The sequence below is a fragment of the Streptomyces natalensis ATCC 27448 genome, assembly GCF_000935125.1.
GTDB lineage: Bacteria > Actinomycetota > Actinomycetes > Streptomycetales > Streptomycetaceae > Streptomyces > Streptomyces natalensis.
This window is the reverse complement of sequence record NZ_JRKI01000029.1, coordinates 117205-133218: the sequence shown is the minus strand read 5'-3', so window position 1 is coordinate 133218 and position 16014 is coordinate 117205. Positions and strand designations below refer to the sequence as shown.

The 16014-nt window shown below is 67.8% G+C and carries 14 protein-coding genes and 3 pseudogenes; 10 read left to right on the top strand and 7 right to left on the bottom strand.

The annotated features are described in order from the left end of the window. The first annotated feature begins 88 nt into the window (after positions 1 to 88). Positions 89 to 631: a DUF1707 SHOCT-like domain-containing protein gene (locus tag SNA_RS20485; RefSeq protein WP_030063473.1), complete on the top strand. Its 543-nt coding sequence runs from the start codon at positions 89 to 91 to the stop codon at positions 629 to 631. Positions 632 to 716: 85 nt separating this feature from the next. On the opposite strand, the pseudogene SNA_RS44135 reads toward SNA_RS20485, so the two are convergent. Continuing rightward, positions 717 to 997: pseudogene (locus SNA_RS44135) on the bottom strand (IS630 family transposase); the annotation flags it as partial. Between the two features lie 535 nt (positions 998 to 1532). Here SNA_RS44135 and SNA_RS20480 point away from each other — a divergent pair. Further along, on the top strand, positions 1533 to 2279 hold the full coding sequence (locus SNA_RS20480; protein ID WP_157880013.1) for a hypothetical protein: 747 nt from the start codon (positions 1533 to 1535) through the stop codon (positions 2277 to 2279). 622 nt (positions 2280 to 2901) lie between these two features. Here SNA_RS20480 and SNA_RS20475 read toward each other — a convergent pair. Beyond that, complete coding sequence (locus tag SNA_RS20475) at positions 2902 to 3552, bottom strand: NAD(P)-dependent oxidoreductase (RefSeq protein WP_030063469.1); 651 nt, start codon at positions 3550 to 3552, stop codon at positions 2902 to 2904. Positions 3553 to 3829: 277 nt separating this feature from the next. Continuing rightward, entirely contained in the window at positions 3830 to 4144 is a 315-nt protein-coding gene (locus tag SNA_RS20470) for a hypothetical protein (RefSeq protein WP_051877086.1), read from the bottom strand. 923 nt (positions 4145 to 5067) lie between these two features. Here SNA_RS20470 and SNA_RS20465 point away from each other — a divergent pair. Next, positions 5068 to 6024 (top strand): S66 peptidase family protein, encoded by a 957-nt coding sequence (locus SNA_RS20465; RefSeq protein ID WP_030063466.1) that lies wholly within the window; start codon positions 5068 to 5070, stop codon positions 6022 to 6024. A 133-nt stretch (positions 6025 to 6157) separates the two neighbouring features. On the opposite strand, the gene SNA_RS41475 is transcribed toward SNA_RS20465, so the two are convergent. After that, complete coding sequence (locus tag SNA_RS41475; RefSeq protein WP_241779759.1) at positions 6158 to 6307, bottom strand: hypothetical protein; 150 nt, start codon at positions 6305 to 6307, stop codon at positions 6158 to 6160. Between the two features lie 267 nt (positions 6308 to 6574). On the opposite strand from SNA_RS41475, the gene SNA_RS20455 reads away from it, so the two are divergent. The 5 genes from SNA_RS20455 (at position 6575) to SNA_RS20440 (ending at position 11256) form a co-directional block, all read left to right on the top strand. After that, complete coding sequence (locus SNA_RS20455; protein WP_030063464.1) at positions 6575 to 7006, top strand: hypothetical protein; 432 nt, start codon at positions 6575 to 6577, stop codon at positions 7004 to 7006. Continuing rightward, complete coding sequence (locus tag SNA_RS20450; protein ID WP_030063463.1) at positions 7003 to 9759, top strand: CHAT domain-containing protein; 2757 nt, start codon at positions 7003 to 7005, stop codon at positions 9757 to 9759. Before SNA_RS20455 ends, SNA_RS20450 begins: the two co-directional genes overlap by 4 nt. Then, positions 9756 to 10274, top strand: a complete 519-nt coding sequence (locus SNA_RS20445) for a hypothetical protein (RefSeq protein WP_030063461.1) — start codon at positions 9756 to 9758, stop codon at positions 10272 to 10274. The genes SNA_RS20450 and SNA_RS20445 overlap by 4 nt, the downstream gene beginning before the upstream one ends. 56 nt (positions 10275 to 10330) lie before the next feature. Continuing rightward, positions 10331 to 10504, top strand: a complete 174-nt coding sequence (locus tag SNA_RS42580; protein WP_157880012.1) for a hypothetical protein — start codon at positions 10331 to 10333, stop codon at positions 10502 to 10504. A 341-nt stretch (positions 10505 to 10845) separates the two neighbouring features. After that, entirely contained in the window at positions 10846 to 11256 is a 411-nt protein-coding gene (locus SNA_RS20440) for a RidA family protein (protein ID WP_030063459.1), read from the top strand. Between the two features lie 266 nt (positions 11257 to 11522). Here the strand turns inward: SNA_RS20440 and SNA_RS38870 are convergent, their stop codons facing one another. After that, the gene (locus SNA_RS38870; protein ID WP_030063458.1) at positions 11523 to 12281 is read right to left on the bottom strand and encodes a CAP domain-containing protein; all 759 of its coding nucleotides are present in this window, start codon (positions 12279 to 12281) and stop codon (positions 11523 to 11525) included. Between the two features lie 465 nt (positions 12282 to 12746). Here SNA_RS38870 and SNA_RS20430 point away from each other — a divergent pair. Then, positions 12747 to 13242 (top strand): annotated as a pseudogene (locus tag SNA_RS20430) (GNAT family N-acetyltransferase). Positions 13243 to 13412: 170 nt separating this feature from the next. After that, a pseudogene (locus tag SNA_RS44125) lies at positions 13413 to 13643 on the top strand (serine hydroxymethyltransferase); the annotation flags it as partial. 50 nt (positions 13644 to 13693) lie between these two features. On the opposite strand, the gene SNA_RS20420 reads toward SNA_RS44125, so the two are convergent. Together SNA_RS20420 and SNA_RS20415 are read right to left on the bottom strand one after the other, a co-directional pair. After that, a complete protein-coding gene (locus tag SNA_RS20420; protein WP_052808948.1) occupies positions 13694 to 14737 on the bottom strand; it encodes a YncE family protein in 1044 nt (347 codons plus the stop codon). 125 nt (positions 14738 to 14862) lie between these two features. Beyond that, positions 14863 to 15867, bottom strand: coding sequence for a DUF1259 domain-containing protein (locus SNA_RS20415; RefSeq protein ID WP_078970056.1), 1005 nt, complete (start codon positions 15865 to 15867; stop codon positions 14863 to 14865). Positions 15868 to 16014 lie beyond the last annotated feature (147 nt).

Sequence of the window (16014 nt, the reverse complement as noted above, 5' to 3'; positions counted from 1 at the left end):
ATGACGAGCGGTTGGCCTTCCCATCGGATGCTTTCTGCTATGGACCTTTACGCGTTCGCGTCGCCGGCACGGGCAGTAGGCTGAAACGGTGACCTCCTTACCGGAAGACTCGCCGCCGCTGATCGGCGAAGATGACCGCGATACAGCCGTGCAGCGCCTGCAGGAGGCGTACACCGAAGGGCTCATCTCGCACGAGGTGTTGGACGAACGCCTCCACCAGGTGCTCACCGCCAAGGCGCACAGCGAGCTCGCGTCGGCCCTGGCCTCACTCCCGGAGACGCACCCGGGCACCGCGTCAACGATCGCCGCCGCTGGCGGACGGATCCAGCGGCGAGGTGCATGGCGGGTACCTCGGATCCTCAAGGTCGCGTCCGCGTTCGGAAGGGTACGCCTGGATCTGTCCCGGGCGATCATCGAGCATCCGGTCATCGACATCGAGCTGCAACTCGGAACCGGCAGGGCCAAGATCACGGTGCCTCGCGACGCGGTCGTCGACGTTGAGGGATTGCACACTGGATGGAAGGACCTGCGCTACAAGGCCCCGCAGCGTTTCCGCCCCGGCGGGCCGAAGATCCGAATCTCTGGGACCATGGGATTCGGACGATTGAAGATCCGCCACTCTCGTCGTTGAGGCCCCATCCGGCACCAGGACCACACTTCCGGTACTTCGCCCCCGCCAACTGCGGGGCCGTGGCGGCACAGGTTCGCCGGGTTGGTCAGGCGACGGCTTTGAGAGGGCGTCCGCCCCCCAGCGGATGTCTTTCTCACTGCGGATGCGGGCGCGTTCCTTGCGTTCGGCAGCCAGGACGTCGCGGTGACGGGCGCCGGCGTTGCGCCAATGCAGGTAGGCGTGCAGGGCCCTGGTCTGCACGGTGTGGTTGGGGTGGTTGGAGTTGGCGATGGTGAACTGCCTCAGCGGTCCGAAGTGGGCCTCGATCGGGTTCGCCCACCAGGCGTAGGTCGGGGTGAAGCACAACTCGATGCTGTTCTTCTTCGCCCCAGCCGCAAGAAGCCGCTGGGCAACCGGAAGCTGATCTGCCGCCGGAAGAGGCCGAGTCGGAACGAGGGCCCGGGACAGGCGCGGGCCGATGACACGTCCAGACCGTGCCACAGCGGTGCCGGACCGAGCGGGAACCACGGGGAACACCGAGGATCAGCACGGCAGCGCCAAGGAGATAAACACGGGAACGCGCAGGTCAGACGCCGCATGGTCAAACCTCGCTCTTACCAGCCATCCAGGAGAGCGGCCGTCTCCGCTGCCGGGGAGGGAGCTTCGAAAGCGGTTCCAATAAGGATGACAATTGACCGCGTGGTTCCAAGAAACTTGGCGAAACGGTTCCAACAAGCGTGTCATGCAGGCCGATAACGGTCAGGTCACCACGTCTGTCGGTTCCAACTACCGTGTCACGGCTCAGGCGCCCAGGAGCGCTTGTCGAGGTGGCGGATTCTCACTCGATCTCATCCGCGCTGGAAGATTCTCACTGGATCGGGTCGTACTTCGAGGGGCTTGGTCGGCTGTTCCGGCGACCTGCTTGGATCTTCGTATGACGGATTGGTCGCAACTCAGCCATGCCTACGGCTCCGCGGAAGACATACCGGCGCTCCTGGATCGGATCGCATCGGAACCGAGTTCCGAGCTCTGGAACGATCTCTGGTCAGCCTTGTGCCATCAGGGCAGCGTCTACTCGGCCAGCTTCGCAGCGCTGCCCTGGCTGACGGTCATCGCTGCGGGGGACGACCAGCAGGAGCGGCTGAATGCCCTGGTCCTGGCCGGCGCGATCATGGCAGGCGCTGGACAGCCGCACGAGGCCGGCGATGTCCGCAACACGTACGCGATCGAGGTCGCAGCCCTGCTGCGAATGGCGAACGAGCACCTGCGAACACTTCCCGACAGCGATGAGTACATCTACCTGCTGGAAGCCGCTCTGGCCCTCGAAGGCATCCCGGTATGGAGCGAAGTCCTGGCGTGGGGGCTTGTGAACGGGGGATACGGGGTCTCCTGCCCCGGCTGTGAGACCGGCTTGTTCATCGCCATCGGCGAGTACGGCCACTTCTCCACCAGCGGCGACTACGCCTTGGAGGACGATGTCGAAAAGACCTCCTTGCGTCCGGCGCATCCCGCAGATCTGGAGGGAATCGGCCGACGCCTCCACGGCGTGGCGCTCGCCGACGGCCGGCAAGACGTCGCCGCCACGATGACCTACCTCTTCGGCCACGCTACCTGCCCCGACTGCGGAACGGACTTCTCCGTGGCCGACCAGGTCGCCGCCGACGGATGATCCGGCGCGGCCACCAGGATCGGATCCGATGGGAGCCTGGCGCCGCTTTCAGCCATCGGCGACTTCTTCGAAAGCCATGTCGTTTGAGAACGACGAAGGCCGAAGTCCTCATTCGGCATGGCAGCCTCACAGGCCTGCGGGCCACCAACTGCCAGATGCAGTGCGACGGGAACCGCCGCAGCCAACACCTGGTACGGGCGGGTCGCTACCGACCTGCTCGCGAGCAGCTACGCCGTTCTCGCGGCGCTCCGCTCCCGCCGCTGATCACGGAGGCGGGCCCTCCCCCCTGCTGCGCACAACAGCGGGCGGACGGCAAGCCCGAAGGGATGGGGTCCGCCGCGAACGAGGACGGTCGTGCAACTGGCCCTGGTCGAGCTCGTCCAACTCGATGAGGCGGAGGAAGTCGGCGACTGCCGCCGGAAGAGGCGGAGTCGCTGCGGTGGGTGCACTGGCCCGGCTGCCCGGGGCCCCGCCGCCTCAAGCGCCCGCTGACCACCGCGGCATCACGAAGGAGCCCGGCTACCCCGGCGGCACCACCACGCAGCCGCCCGGTCCCGGAGAAGAACGTAGGGAACTTTGAGCGCGTGTCACCGATGTTTGAGCACCAACGCCGGATCCGCGGTCAGTAGCCGACGGTGAAGCGCTCGCCGAGGTGGGCGGGCTGCTCGAGCTCGTCGAGGAGCGCGACGGCATAGTCCTCGGTGGAGATCCGGCTGCTGCCGTCTTCGGCGACGATCAGGTCGTCGAGGGCGGTGCGGTAGGTGCCGGTGCGCTCGCCGGGCTCGATGGACGCGGCCGGGCTGATGTTGGTCCACCGGATGTCGGAGACGGTGCGGTAGTAGTCGAGCGCGTCGCCGTGGGCGTGCATGATCTGCAGCAGCGGGATCGGGAGACCCTCGGTGTCCCAGATCTGGATGCCGTCGGGCTTGCGGAGCGAGCCGGCGCCGCCGACCGCAATCAGTCGGGGCATCTCCCCGCCCAGCAGGCGCAGGCCCTCGACCAGTGCCTCGGCGGCGGGCTGGATGGTGGCGATGTGGCCCGGTCCGCCGCCGCCGCCGACCGCGCTGACTACGACGTCCTGTCCCTTCGCCACCTCTGCGACGGACTCAGGGTCGAGAACGTCACCGTAAATAACGGTCAGCGCAGGGCTGGTCGTGGTGACTTTCGCTGGGTCACGTACGGCGGCCGTAACCTGATGGCCGCGACGGAGCGCCTCGTCCAGGATGCGGGATCCGATGGTTCCCGTGGCGCCGAACAGGGCGATCTTAGACACGCGCTTCTCCCGCTTCGGGTGATCGTCTATGGAGTCCGCAGACTAGCGAGATATTTCATGACAGGCATGAGGAATCAGCCGCTCCCGATGAACTCACCCCAATCAGGCGATACCGTCTGTCCCGTCGCATCGAAGTTGTCCGTGGAGCTCACCGTGGGCTGCCTACCTGTCAGGCCGGTTGGAAATCCCGCTGGGCCGCGTTCTCAATAGAGGTGGCTTCTGCAGAATCTCGGAGGGGCGGCTGAACCTGGCCCGGTCAGGGGTCATCGTCGGCCCGTCAGTGGCGTTGTGCGGCCTCGCGGGGGTCGGTGGTCGTGATCTGTTCGATGAACTGTCGGACCTGGTCCTCGACGGGCTCGTGAGCGGACACGGACATGGAGTACCAGAGGGGTGTGCTGTTGAGGTACGGCTCGGCAGTTCGAAAGGTCATCGACACGCTCGGGGAGTCGTCCCGGTCGCTGACCTGGATGCTGTTCGGGAACGGCAGGCAGTTCCAGCGCTCGTGCCAGCCGGAGTCGGCGATCTGGTGGGTAAGCAGGCGGGCGGCGAATTGATCAAGCTCCGATGGCGCGCGCTCAAAGTTCGATGACACAGGGCACGCGGGAATCAAGCAGACGCGGGTAGCACCACGACCAGGCAATCGAATGTGTGAGCGTATTCCTTGGGTGTGGCCAAGACACCCAATGCTTTCGATTTCCCGCGCGATCTGCTGGACGCGCGGAGGGAGCTGCGCAAGGTCCGGCCAGAGCTGTCCGCCCTCTACAAGCGGCTGCCATGGTCGGTGGAGTCCCTAACCCGGCTTGACGCACACCAAGGAGGGCGGTCGTTCCTGCGAGTCCTCGCGGCCCGACTCCCCGGGATGGACGGAGGAACAGAAAGCGCAGGTGGCTGCGCTACGAGCCCGTGAGATGGAGCTCGTCGACCACATCTTTCCCCACCCCTTCTGGGCTACGTGCGGCGACCCGGTCACCGCACGCTCGGGGCTCAAGCGCGTCGGCCACGATGAGGCAGTGGATACAGCCTCGGCCCCGTGATGGACGGCGAATGCGAGGGCCCACCAGGCGCCTCGGCCCCGCGGGCGGAGGTCACCCTCCCTGACGGCCAGCGCCTTACAGCGCCGGTGACCCGCCGGCGCCGGGACCGCTCCGGCACGTGGTGGTACGACCTCCAGATCGAGCTTCCCGACCGGGTCGATGGCCGTCGCCAGGGGCCGGCTCTCACCTCCCGCATGATCACGATCTGCGTGCCGTATCCGTGGTGCAGCCGATACCGGGGGAGGACTACAGTGCTCTCGGCCGGGTGCCGAGGGGGTGCGCCAGGCCCCGGGGCCTGGCGGTCCGTCAAACAACGATGTGCGCACCCTATTGGGTGGCGAGACTGGTGAGCTCGCATGTTCAGGTGTCGCGTATTCGCTGACGGCTGACGGCTGACGGCTGGCTGGCTGGCTGCGTTGACGGTGAGTGATTGATGTAGACGGCACACCTTCGGCTCGGCGGGTTGGAGGAAGGCCCCGGCATGAACAACTGCGACAGTCATCAGACCGTGCAATCGCCGCGGTTACGGCCCGGGGATCGGGTGCGGATCGTCTCTCCAGCCAGTCCTCCCAGCCGCGAGGGAGTCGCCCGTGGCGTCGAGCTACTGACGTCATGGGGGCTTCGGGTCGAGTTGGGCGAGCACGTCTTCGACCAATGGGGGTATATGGCTGGCCGAGATGAGGATCGCGTTCTCGACCTGAACTCCGCGTTCGGTGACGCGGGAGTCCGCGCGGTGATTGCCACCCGGGGCGGCAAAGGCGCCTACCGCATCGTCGACGATCTGGACATCGATGCCTTGCGGCGCGACCCAAAACCCTTGGTCGGCTTCAGCGACATCACCCACCTCCACCTCGCCCTGTGGGCGCGATGCGGTCTGGCCTCGCTGCATGGCCCGTTCGCCAACTGGAGCGACGAATGGTCCGGGCCGGCGTCGGCCGAAGCGCTTCGCCGCGCGCTGATGACCACCGACCCTGTCATCATCCACCGGGACACCGGCCAAGCCGGCGCGGCGGTCACCGTCGAGGGAACCGCGACCGGTGTCTTGGTCGGCGGCAACCTTGATGCGATCCGCACCGAGGCCGGAGCCGGTCTGCCGAGCCTTGAGGGGGCGATCCTCTTTCTCGAACACCAAAGAGGCACAGGGCTGGGAGAGGTCGACCGCGCACTGACCCAGCTGACCCGTACTGGGGTCCTGGAGGGGCTGTGCGGTGTCGCACTTGGCCAGTTCCTCGGCTTCGACCAGGATGCCGGTGATCCAACCCTGGGTGGATGGGGCATCGCCGACGTCCTACGCGACCGGCTGACGCGCCTGGGTGTTCCTGTTCTCGGCGGACTCCCTGCCGGACACGGCCCGCACCCTCCGACCATCCCACTTGGCACTCAGGCCACGATCGACACCGCCGAAGGAACCTTGACGGTTCAGCCGGCCGTCGCCTGACCGTCGACCGTCTTACCCAGCGTGCAAGGCCCACGCAGCGGTGATTGATCGGCCAGTCAATCACCGTGTGTGGTCGCCGGGGGCGTATCGGCTCCAGGTGCCGTCGGCCTCGGTGACCAAGCGGGTGACTGTCTTAGCCCAGGTCGGCGATGGCGCCGAGGCCGGTCGCGCGCAGATGGGCGGTGAGGTGGTCGTGCCGGCAGGCGGTGATCTCCGAGGTGCGTCCGGGCCGGGCCGCGGAGACCCAGAGCAGCCGGCCACGATCGTCGGTGAGTGCGGTCACGAGTAGTCCGTGGCATGTGCTCTTACCGGAGTCTCCACCAGGGCTTGATCGTCATGGTCTGCGCAGGGAGAGCCTCCCCGGCCTCGGCCCGGTGTGCGGCACGGAGGTCATCGTCGATGACGTGGAACTCCCGCAGCGGCTGGCCAAGTTGCTGGGTTCGGGCAGCCTCCACTGCCTCCTTCGCGCCCTCCTGCAACCCTTTGCTTCCTGGAGGCGTCCGAGTCAGCAGACCCGATTGGCCGCTGGGTGATCTGAGATGGGGGAGCAGTGTCCGATATCGAGATGCGGTTGGCTCAGGAGCGCAGGTTCGTCGAGCGCAGGATCGAGGCGCTGCGTGAGGCGATCGAGCAGGGCCGGGCGAAGCCTGGCGATGCGGGCCGCCTGGCGACGGCCATGTACGAGCTCAAGTCAATGGTGCTGAGCCCGGTCACCGACGAGGAGTTGCTCGAGACCGTGCGCTGGGCGCACGCCGCCGACCCCAGCGATCCGAAGCCGCTGGAGGTCCTGGTCGGGGCGCTCTGTGTGGCACGAGTGGGGGCCGGGGACTCCCGGTGGGACGCTGAATTGGACGCAGCTACACGAGAGTTGGAGGCGCGGGCGCCAGAAGCACCCGTTCTGGACCTGGTCCGCCGGGCACGGAGCGATCTGCAGTCACTGCTGGAAGAGAATCGCCCGCGGCGCGGGGAGCGCGGTGCATGAAAGACCCCGCCGAGCGCCTGGTCGACGAACTCCTCGCCGCCTCGTCGCTCCTCCAGGCGGAGTCCCTGCTCTTCAACAACGCCGGCGCGTGCGCGTGGGACAAACTCTGGGGGGCGCTCCTGCTCCGCAGGGACCGGCTCCGTGCGACCGGGCGCCCGGCCGCCGAGCAGGCCGCACTCCAGGTAGTGCGACTGGTGGAGGAGAGCCGGGGCAGCTGGGAACTCCTCGCGCACCGGCGCAGGCAGCGCTCCCGGATCGACGAGGTCTTCCCGGCCGCGCCCACGAAACCGCGCATGGTCCTGGAACAGATAGTGCTGGAACACCTCGACCGCGGTGACCTTGAGGCCGCGCTCGCCAGTGCCCGGAAAACAGATGCCCTGCCCTGCACGGACCGGGACGAGCAGGCCCGCATCGCTGAGGTGCGGGTGCATCTCGCCTATGCGCTGCAACGTGTGCACCGCAACCGCGAGGCGCTGGATATCTTGGAGTCCGTCGACGCCGACCCGGAGGGCCCGGACCTGCTGCCGCACGGCGGCTCGGCCTACCTTGCCGCGGGTCATCTCCACCTCAAGCGCGGATCGTTGTACCAGAGCCTCGGGCTGCACGGCCGCGCGCGGCACGCCTTCGCGAGTGCCTGCCAACTGGCCGAGCCGATCGGCGACGATCTGGTGGAGGCACTCGCTCGGACGGGGCTGGCCGATGCCTTCTCCGCAGTGGGCAGGCACCGCGACGCAGTGCGCGAACACCGCCGGGTCATCGACCTCATCCAGACCCGGCGTCCCGATGAGGACGTGGCGCTGGCCCACGCGCTGAACCACCTCGGTGAGGCTCTGCGCATGGCCGGCGACGCAGCGGGGGCCCGCTCCTGCCACCAGCGCGCGCTGGAGCTGGTGGGTGGCCAAGACGGCTGGGCTCTCGTCGAGTCGGCGGCCCGGTTCGGGCTGAGCGACGCGGCCCTGGAGTCCGGCAGCGGGGAGGAGATGGTGGAGAACCTCTTCCAGGGCTTCATCGTTACGCTCACCCCCGATCTGCAGTCGCTCGGCACTGGCCTGAGTCGGCTCGCCTCTCGGCTGACCCAAGACGTCCCGGAGACAGACCTGCTGATCTCGCTCGTTGAGATCTTTCTCGACGGCTTCGCCGGCCCGAAAGCACCTTCCTCTCCCGGGTACCGGCGCGTCTCGCTGCTCTTTGATCGCGCCCTGGCCCTCCAGCACCGTCGACAGGGGCGACGTCAGGAAGCAGCAACACTGCTCAGCCGTCTTCGCCAGCAGACGCAGGAGGATCCGGAGCAGTTTCAGTACCACGCAGTGACGGCCGACCTGGCCGAGACGCTTGCAGCCGGTTCGCACGCAGACCGCCAACTCGCCGTCGATCTGCTGTGGCAGTCGCGTACAGCACTCCTGCGCCGCCTCGCCGCAGAGGCGGACGCGGACACCGGCGTCGCGGACCCGCAGAGCATGCGGGCGGCCGTCCGGCAGCACCGGGCCCTCCACCACCTCCTCGCAGACCTGCTGCTCGACCATGGGCGGGAGCTGCACGTGCCCAGCGCCCTGTCCCCGGAAGAACTGGCCTTCGACATCCACGAGGAGGTCGCGCAGCCCGGACGCCGCACCGGGTTCGCGTCCGTTCGCGAGCGTCTGCGGAGTGAGCATTCGGCCGAGCACTGCGCGTTTTTGGCGTTCTTCCCCGGAGAGGACCAGACCACGGTCTTCACGTACGTCCCGGCCACCGAGGCGCTCCGCGTGAACCGGGTGCCCATCGGACGCAAGCAGCTCACTGACGCGGTCACCGATCTGCACCGCGCCTTCGACGGCGACCCGCACACCTTCCCGCCGCTGCCACCACTGCATCCGCGCCGGCCATGGCGTCGACCTACCCCATTCCTTGACTCGCTCACGCCCCTGATCGCGGCCTTCCTGCCGTACGTGCGCGACCGGGAACTCCTGCTCGTCGCCGGGGAAGGGCCGATGCGGAGAATCCCACTGCATGCTGTCCCGATGCCGGACGGCCGACCGCTCGCCGCCGCCCACGCCGTTGTCCGGGTGCCACACCCCCAAGCTCTGGTCGCCGGTGGCAGGCCCCGATTCACGACAGCTGGAACCCGGCCGGTGTTCTGCGCGGGCGTGGCTGCGCGGGAGGATCCCGCCCCGGAGCGTTTCGAAAACGACGCCGACCTGCTGACGGCCCCCTCCTGGTCGGTGGACCGGCTGACCGGAACGGCTGCGGACCGACATACGGTCCTCCGGCGCCTGGCCACAGCCCAGATCGCCCACCTCACCTGCCACGGATACTTCGACCGGCGCGAGCCTCTGGACTCCGGACTCCTGGTCTCCCATGACGGGAAGCTCCCGAGCAAGACCCCGGGCCAGCTCTCGGTCCGCGCGCGTCTCGACCACCTGATCACGGTCCGAGATTTTGCCCGCTATGTACTGGACTTGGACCTCCTCACTCTGCGTGCCTGCGCTACCGGATACGACGAGTTCGCCGCTGGCGACGTCGAAGACCTGGTGGAGGCGCTGCTGAGGTCGGGCGTCGGCAGCGTAGTGGCCGCGCTGTGGAACGTCGACGAGACGAGCTCCCGACGCTTCCTCGCGGACTTCTACCAGCGTCTTGCCGCCGACCCGCACAAGCCGGTCTGGCGCGCCTTTTGGCAGGCACAACGCAACATGCTCGCGCGGCCAGACCACCACTGGCAGGCCCACCCCTACCACTGGGCTGCGCTTTCCCTCTCCGGCGATTGGAGCCGACTGTGACCACTCCGCTCGAACCCGTCAAGGAATTCGGCAAGTTGACCGACCGTGTGGTGCAGCTCTCCCTCCAGGAGATCGCCGAGGACCTCGGCGGTTCCGACCCGATCCAGACGCCCCTGGACGCCTCCGAGGCCCAAGCCCTGATCGAGGCCCTGCTCCGTGCGGGTGGCCGGTCGCCCGAGGCCGTGGCCGCGGCGATGGAGGGCGTGCACGACCATGCCGCCACACGCCGACTCCTTGCCGAGCTGTCCCGTGACGCCGAGACAGCGCAGCTCACGGCGGCCGTCCTGGCCGATCCGCCCGCGGACGAGCAGATGAGCGTGGAGCATGCCGTTGTTTCCGCAGTGCTGTTGGGCGCCCTGGTGTCCTGGCTTCAGACGAAGATAGACATCGAGATCAAGCGCACCGAGGGGAAGTCGGAGTTCCGCTTCCGGGTGACCAAGCAGGCGACATCCACCAGTCTGCTCCGCGATCTGGCTCGCCTGGTCTCCCGCATCCTCAGCGGCCCTCCAGAGTGACGCCGCCGGGCCCTGGCCGGCCCGGTTCGGGTCTCCAGGCCCGGGGTGCCGACGTGATGGCACTCGACCCACGCACTGAGAGCTCCATCGGGAGCCAGCAGCGCTCCCACCAACTCCGCGCACCGATCACGAACGGCGACTTCGAGGACTACTGGAACTTTCACGCGGCCCGCGAACATCAACGCCTTGACCCAGGCCCCGACCAGCGGAACTACAGCCTCACCGCCTGATCCCCACCGTCACTTCAGAGGATCCGCACCCAAAGCCATTCCGCGACGATTGATAGCCGGGCTCACCAACAACAGCCATAGCGGGATCTCCTTGAAAAACGTTTGATGGAGGGGGAGTTGGGGTCCGCCTGCCCAGGCGGCGTCTCTTCGATCACGTGATTCGTCGGGTTTGGGTAGGGGGATCAGCATGTGACGGGTACTGATGGGCTGACGATGCCGATCGATTCGGCGGCCGACGGCAGTGGCCATCGCGGGAGTTGGCGGACAGGAAATTGGGTCGAACGCGGAGTCGATCTTTGAGAAGGTCGTGAGTGTCCCGGATCTACCGCGAAAGGAAGCCCGTGCCGCGTGCCGTCACGTTGATTCGCTCTGCGTCCCTGTCCGATGTTGCCGAGTACGCCTACGCGGCCACGGCCCCGGCCGAGTCGCGGCTGATCTTCCTGGCCGGAGCATGTCCGCTGAATGAGGACGGCTCCACTGCGGCAATCGGAGACGTCGCGGGGCAGGCGGCCAAGGCCGTGGAGAATATGCGGACCGCTCTGGCAGACTCCGGTGCGTCACTGCAGGATGTCATCAGCACACGCGTTCTCGTTGCCTCTCACCGCCGGGAGGACCTGGTGACGGCGTGGGGGGTTGTCCGGACTGCGTTCGGCGACCACGACGTGCCCAGCACGTTGATGGGTGTCACCGTGCTCGGCTACGACGGCCAGCTCGTAGAGATCGAAGCCATTGCCGCCGTGCTCGATTCCTGAGCCGACAGACCATCGCTGCAAGGGCGACCAGCCGGCCCGCCCGCGTTCTGGCTCCGATCACGACCGGAGCCAAATGAGGAGGGCGGCAGCGGTGACGGTGCCAAGATGGACGTACCCGCGCTTGTCGTAGCGGGTGGCGACGGCCCTGAACTGCTACGAGAAGAACCCAGACCGCTGCTTCGTCGCTATCCGCCCGCCGGCACCCTCATCTGGCTCACCGCATGATCGACGAAACGCCCCGATGGACGGGGCGCGCCGGAATTCCGCTATCCCGCCGTGCCGAAATCCTGCGTCCAGTAATCGCCGGGCTGTGCGAGCCCCACGCCCATCTCCTTGAACGAACAGTCGAGGATGTTGCGCTTGTGGCCGGGGCTGGACATCCAGCCCCTCATCACGCTCTCGGGAGTGGAGTAGCCGTAGGCGACATTCTCGCCGTAGGCGGTCCAGTTGTAGCCGGCCTGCGTGATCCGGTCGCCCGGAGAAGAGCCGTCGGAACCGGTGTGGGACATATTGCTGTGGCCCGCCATGTCCTTGCTGTGGTCCTGCGCGGCCTTGTTCAGCTTCGCATTCAGGGTCAGCGGTGAGCATCCGGCCTTGCTGCGCTCACTGTTGACGATTTCCAGAATGCGGGCCGCGGTCCCGGAAGCCGGGGGTGCGGATGGCGAAGCGGGTGAAGGCGGGACGGGGGCCTTCGTCGGGGGTGCGGAATGCGAGGGGGGCGAGGACGGAGAGGGGGCTTTGGAGGGGGGTGCGGAGTGCGAGGCGTCCGAAGACGGCGAGGGGGCCTTCGTCGACTGCGCCGGCTTCACCGTCGGCGTCGGGCTCCAGGCGTCCGTCGCCGACCAATGGTGGTGCTGGTGCCGGCTTTGGGAGAAGTCTCTCTTCGATCGAGCGTCGGCCTGACCGTCTTCGTCCCCCTGCCCGTTCAGGCACGCCAGTGCGACGGAGGGCACGGCCACGGCACCTACGGCAAAAGCGGCAATCGTTATTTTCCGGTAGTTCCGCTTTCGGCGGTGCTTTGTCATCGATTACCTCACTGAGCCGTGGAGATGCCGTGGGGTCGTCATTCTTGGGACCATCGCCGCGCAGGGCAAGAAACCTCAATACTATTGTGTCTAGTAGTAGTGGATGCCACTTGCCGCGGACGTGCGGACATGCTTTCCATGGTGTGGATCTTCCGCGAATTGGTGCTTCTCCGTCAGAAGTCCCTACGCGCCGAGGCGGGCCCCACCGGCGGGGCCGGTCGGATAGCGATCCAGGCATCCATGGGCCGTTCCTCAACCAAGACGGACAAATCCCATATGTCGTAGGAGATTCATCTGCTATCTGCCTTAGTTGCCACCTCAAACGCCTATGGCGGATGTCACAAGGGGGGCGATTTCGCTCTTGGTACTCCAGCCGTAGATCGTTATGTGCCTTGGGCTTGGGGCTTGTCTGCCACTGGCGGAAACTCAGGTGGCCACGGCGCGCTGTCTGGGTAAGGTCGGGCAATGCCCGAGCTGAAGCGGCTGCATGCCGGTCATGCCCCGGCGGTCCTGGCCTTCGAGCTGGCGAACCGCGCCTACTTCGCTGCCTCGGTCCCCGACCGCGGCGACGACTTCTTCGACCAGTTCGCCGCCCGGTACAACGCCTTGCTGGCTTGAGCAGGCGGCCGGCATCTGCGCCTTCCACGTGCTCGTCGCCGAGGACGGTTCGGTACTCGGCAGGTTCAATCTGGTCGACATCGAAGACCACACTGCGGAACTCGGCTATCGGGTCGCCCAGCATGTTGCCGGCCGTGGCGTGGCGACCGCGACCGTCCGGGAGCTGTGCCGGCTGGCGGCGGCCCAGCACGGGCTGCGCACACTGCGGGCGGCCACCGCCCGGCAGAATGCCGCGTCCCAGAAGGTGCTGACCAAGGCCGGGTTCGTCCCTGTCGGCCCGGCCGACCCGGCTCACCTCAGCGGCAAGCCAGGCACCTGGTATCAGCGCGACCTCGTGTTCTAGCCGTATAGCGCGATGGTGTTGGCGCTGCTGTCGGACCTGCCGCGCAAGAACTGCTGGAGCATCGCCGAGTGAGCCGGGGAGAGCAGTCCGGACGGTATGCAGCACTCCCGGACCGCTGCCGGGCCGCGGGGCTGGGTGAGGGCATCGTCCTCGCGACGAAAAGCTGCGCCGGATGCGCGCACGCGGACGTCGTCGAGAGCGTCGCAATCGAACGCGCCAAGGTCCTCTTCGGCGCCGAGCACGCCACCCTCCAGCCGCACTCCGGCGCCCAGGCCAACGCGGCCGCCTACATGGCGCGCCTCGGCCGGGGGGACACCGTGCTCGCCCTGGACGTCGCCCACGGCGGACACCTCACGTACGGCATGAACAACAACTTCTCCGGCCGTCTCCACCGCCTGGTCCTGGCCACGACACAGTCAACGGCCACTGCGATGGAGCGGCGTCACAGGGGTCATGGTCCGGGCCGGTACACGAGGAGGGTGGGGTGTCCGGCGGAGCCGTGCGGGACGGGGTAGTAGCTGAGGTGGGTGGTGGGGTCGACGGCGACCACGTGGGCGCCGTCGGCGAGGTGGGCGCGGCCGGTGATGGTGAGGCGCCTGTTGTGGTTGTCGGCGGTGGTGACCCAGCCGGACTCCGCGGCGACGTACAGGCGGCCGGCGGCGGGGTCGTAGGCGAGTACGTCGGGATCCTCGCCGACCTGGTCGGTTGCGGTGACGTGCCAGGTGGTCAGGTCGACGGTGAGCAGGCGGGCGTTGCCGTCGCAGGCGACGAAGGCCAGCCGGTCGGCGGGGGCGAGGATCAGTCCGTGGTCGTGGTCGCAGCCGGGCAGGGGGACGCGGCGGGTGATGCGGAGGGTGGCCGGATCGATGACGGCGAGTTCGTTGCGGGTCTGGACGTCGACGAGCATCCGCCGGGTGGTGGGGTCGTAGGCGACGTTGCCGGCCTCGCCGCCGACGGGCACGGTGCCGCGGGCCGCTCCGGTGGCGGCGTCGACGACGGTCTCCGAGCCGCCGGATTCGTTGGTGGCCCACACCGTGCCGTGCACCGGGTCGTAGGCCAGCCCGTCGGGGTAGTCGCCGGTGGGGCTCCGGTGCAGGACGGTGCCCGTGGTCTCGTCGAGAGCCACCACCTGGTTGGCGTCGGTGGCGGTGGCGTACACCCGGTGCAGGGCGGGGACGACCAGCACGCCGTGGACGCCGGGCAGGCCGTCGATGGTCCGTACGACGCGCCCCGCGTGCACATCCACCTCGATGGCCTGGCTCGCGCCGAGGTGGGCGATGAACAGCAGCCCGCGGCCGGGATCGAGGCTCGCGTAGTCGAAGCGGGAGCTGTCACCCGGCAGGGCGATCTCCTTCACCGGGTGGAGCGGCAGCGTCACCTTGGGCGGCTGGCCGTCCCCGCGGGTGAGGAATACGCCGACCACGACGGCGACGACAGCGAGGACCAGGCCCACGGTCAGGGCCAGCAGGGCGCGGGGGCTGAGACGACGGATCATGTGCGGGCTTCCCTGGGTCGGCGGCGAAGCGGCGTGGGCGGTCCGCCGCTGCCCGTGGGTGGCGAGCGGCGGCGGGACGGTCGGGTTGTTCCGTACAGGTAGTTGGCCGATCCGGCCTCAGCCGATCAGGACGCGGGAGCCGGCGTGGTCGCGTCCAGGGCCGGGCGCAGTGCCCTGGCCAGGGTGACTCCGTCGGCGGTGGCCCAGAAGTGCATGTAGAACAGGCGCGGGTGCTCGTTCAGGGTGTGGTTGTGGAGCTCGACGATGTCGATGTTGCCCTTGCGGAGCGCCTGGATGACGTTCTGTATCTCGGGCGCGGTCATGACGAAGTCGCCGTTGATGGCTGCCTTGTTGCCGCCGAGGGGCTGGAAGTTGATACCGGTGGTCAGGCCGAGGGCGGGCGGGAGCACGTACTCCCCGTCGTTGACGGTGTTCTTGCGGGCGATGGTGAACTTGTAGATACCGCCGTCGGCAGTGCCCTTGCGGCCGAGTGCCTTGTCGATGCCGGCGGTGTCCAGGGCGATCGGCGGCTGGGTGGCCGGGGGCGGCGAGGCGGGCGGGAGGGAGGTCGCGGCGAGGGCGGACTTGAGGCCCTTGGCGAGTTTCACCGGATCGCCCATGGCGTGGATGTGCGTCCACCAGATCGCCGGGGACTGCTGGAGCAGGTGCTTGTGCAGGGCGGTCTGCTGGATGCCGGCGGCCTGGAGAGCGTCGGTGACCTTGGGCAGTTCGTGCTCGGTGACGACAAGGTCGCCCATGAGCATGGTCGTGTGCCGGTACTTGACGAACGCCGCGTAGCCGCCGAGGGACAGGCCCGGCTTGACGGTGACGCCCTGGGTGGTGACCTTGAGGTCCTTTCGGGGCAGCGGGACACGGTAGACGGTGCCCTTCATCAGCATTCCGGTGCGGCCGAGAGCATCGGCGACGGGCTTCCAGTCCGCCTGCGTGGTCTGCACGGGCTGCTGAAGGTTGCTGTGCTGGGAGACGGCCTGCGCCGCGACCGCGCTCGTGCCCCCAGCGGCGTCGCTTTTCGGCTGGGTGCCGCAGCCTGTCAGCAGGCCGGCGCCCGTTGCCAGGAGGAGTGCTGCGGTGGCCGCCGCGGCCGGCTTGGTGATCGAACGGGGTGACATGACCACTCCTCGTCGAATCGTGTCGATGTCGAAGTGCCTATGTGGTCAGAGAAGCCGCCCCAGATGAAGCTGCCATGAAGACCCACCCGCTCGGGCGACTTCATGCCACCTTCATCAGTGGCAGGGATCGTGAAAGGCACGGCGACG

Excerpts from the sequence above, each read along its gene's own strand:
- SNA_RS20465 (WP_030063466.1), top strand. The coding sequence starts at position 5,068 with ATGAACAACTGCGACAGTCATCAGACCGTGCAATCGCCGCGGTTACGG.
- SNA_RS20450 (WP_030063463.1), top strand. The coding sequence starts at position 7,003 with ATGAAAGACCCCGCCGAGCGCCTGGTCGACGAACTCCTCGCCGCCTCG.
- SNA_RS42580 (WP_157880012.1), top strand. The coding sequence starts at position 10,331 with ATGGCACTCGACCCACGCACTGAGAGCTCCATCGGGAGCCAGCAGCGC.
- SNA_RS38870 (WP_030063458.1), bottom strand. The coding sequence starts at position 12,281 with ATGACAAAGCACCGCCGAAAGCGGAACTACCGGAAAATAACGATTGCC.
- SNA_RS20420 (WP_052808948.1), bottom strand. The coding sequence starts at position 14,737 with ATGATCCGTCGTCTCAGCCCCCGCGCCCTGCTGGCCCTGACCGTGGGC.
- SNA_RS20415 (WP_078970056.1), bottom strand. The coding sequence starts at position 15,867 with ATGTCACCCCGTTCGATCACCAAGCCGGCCGCGGCGGCCACCGCAGCA.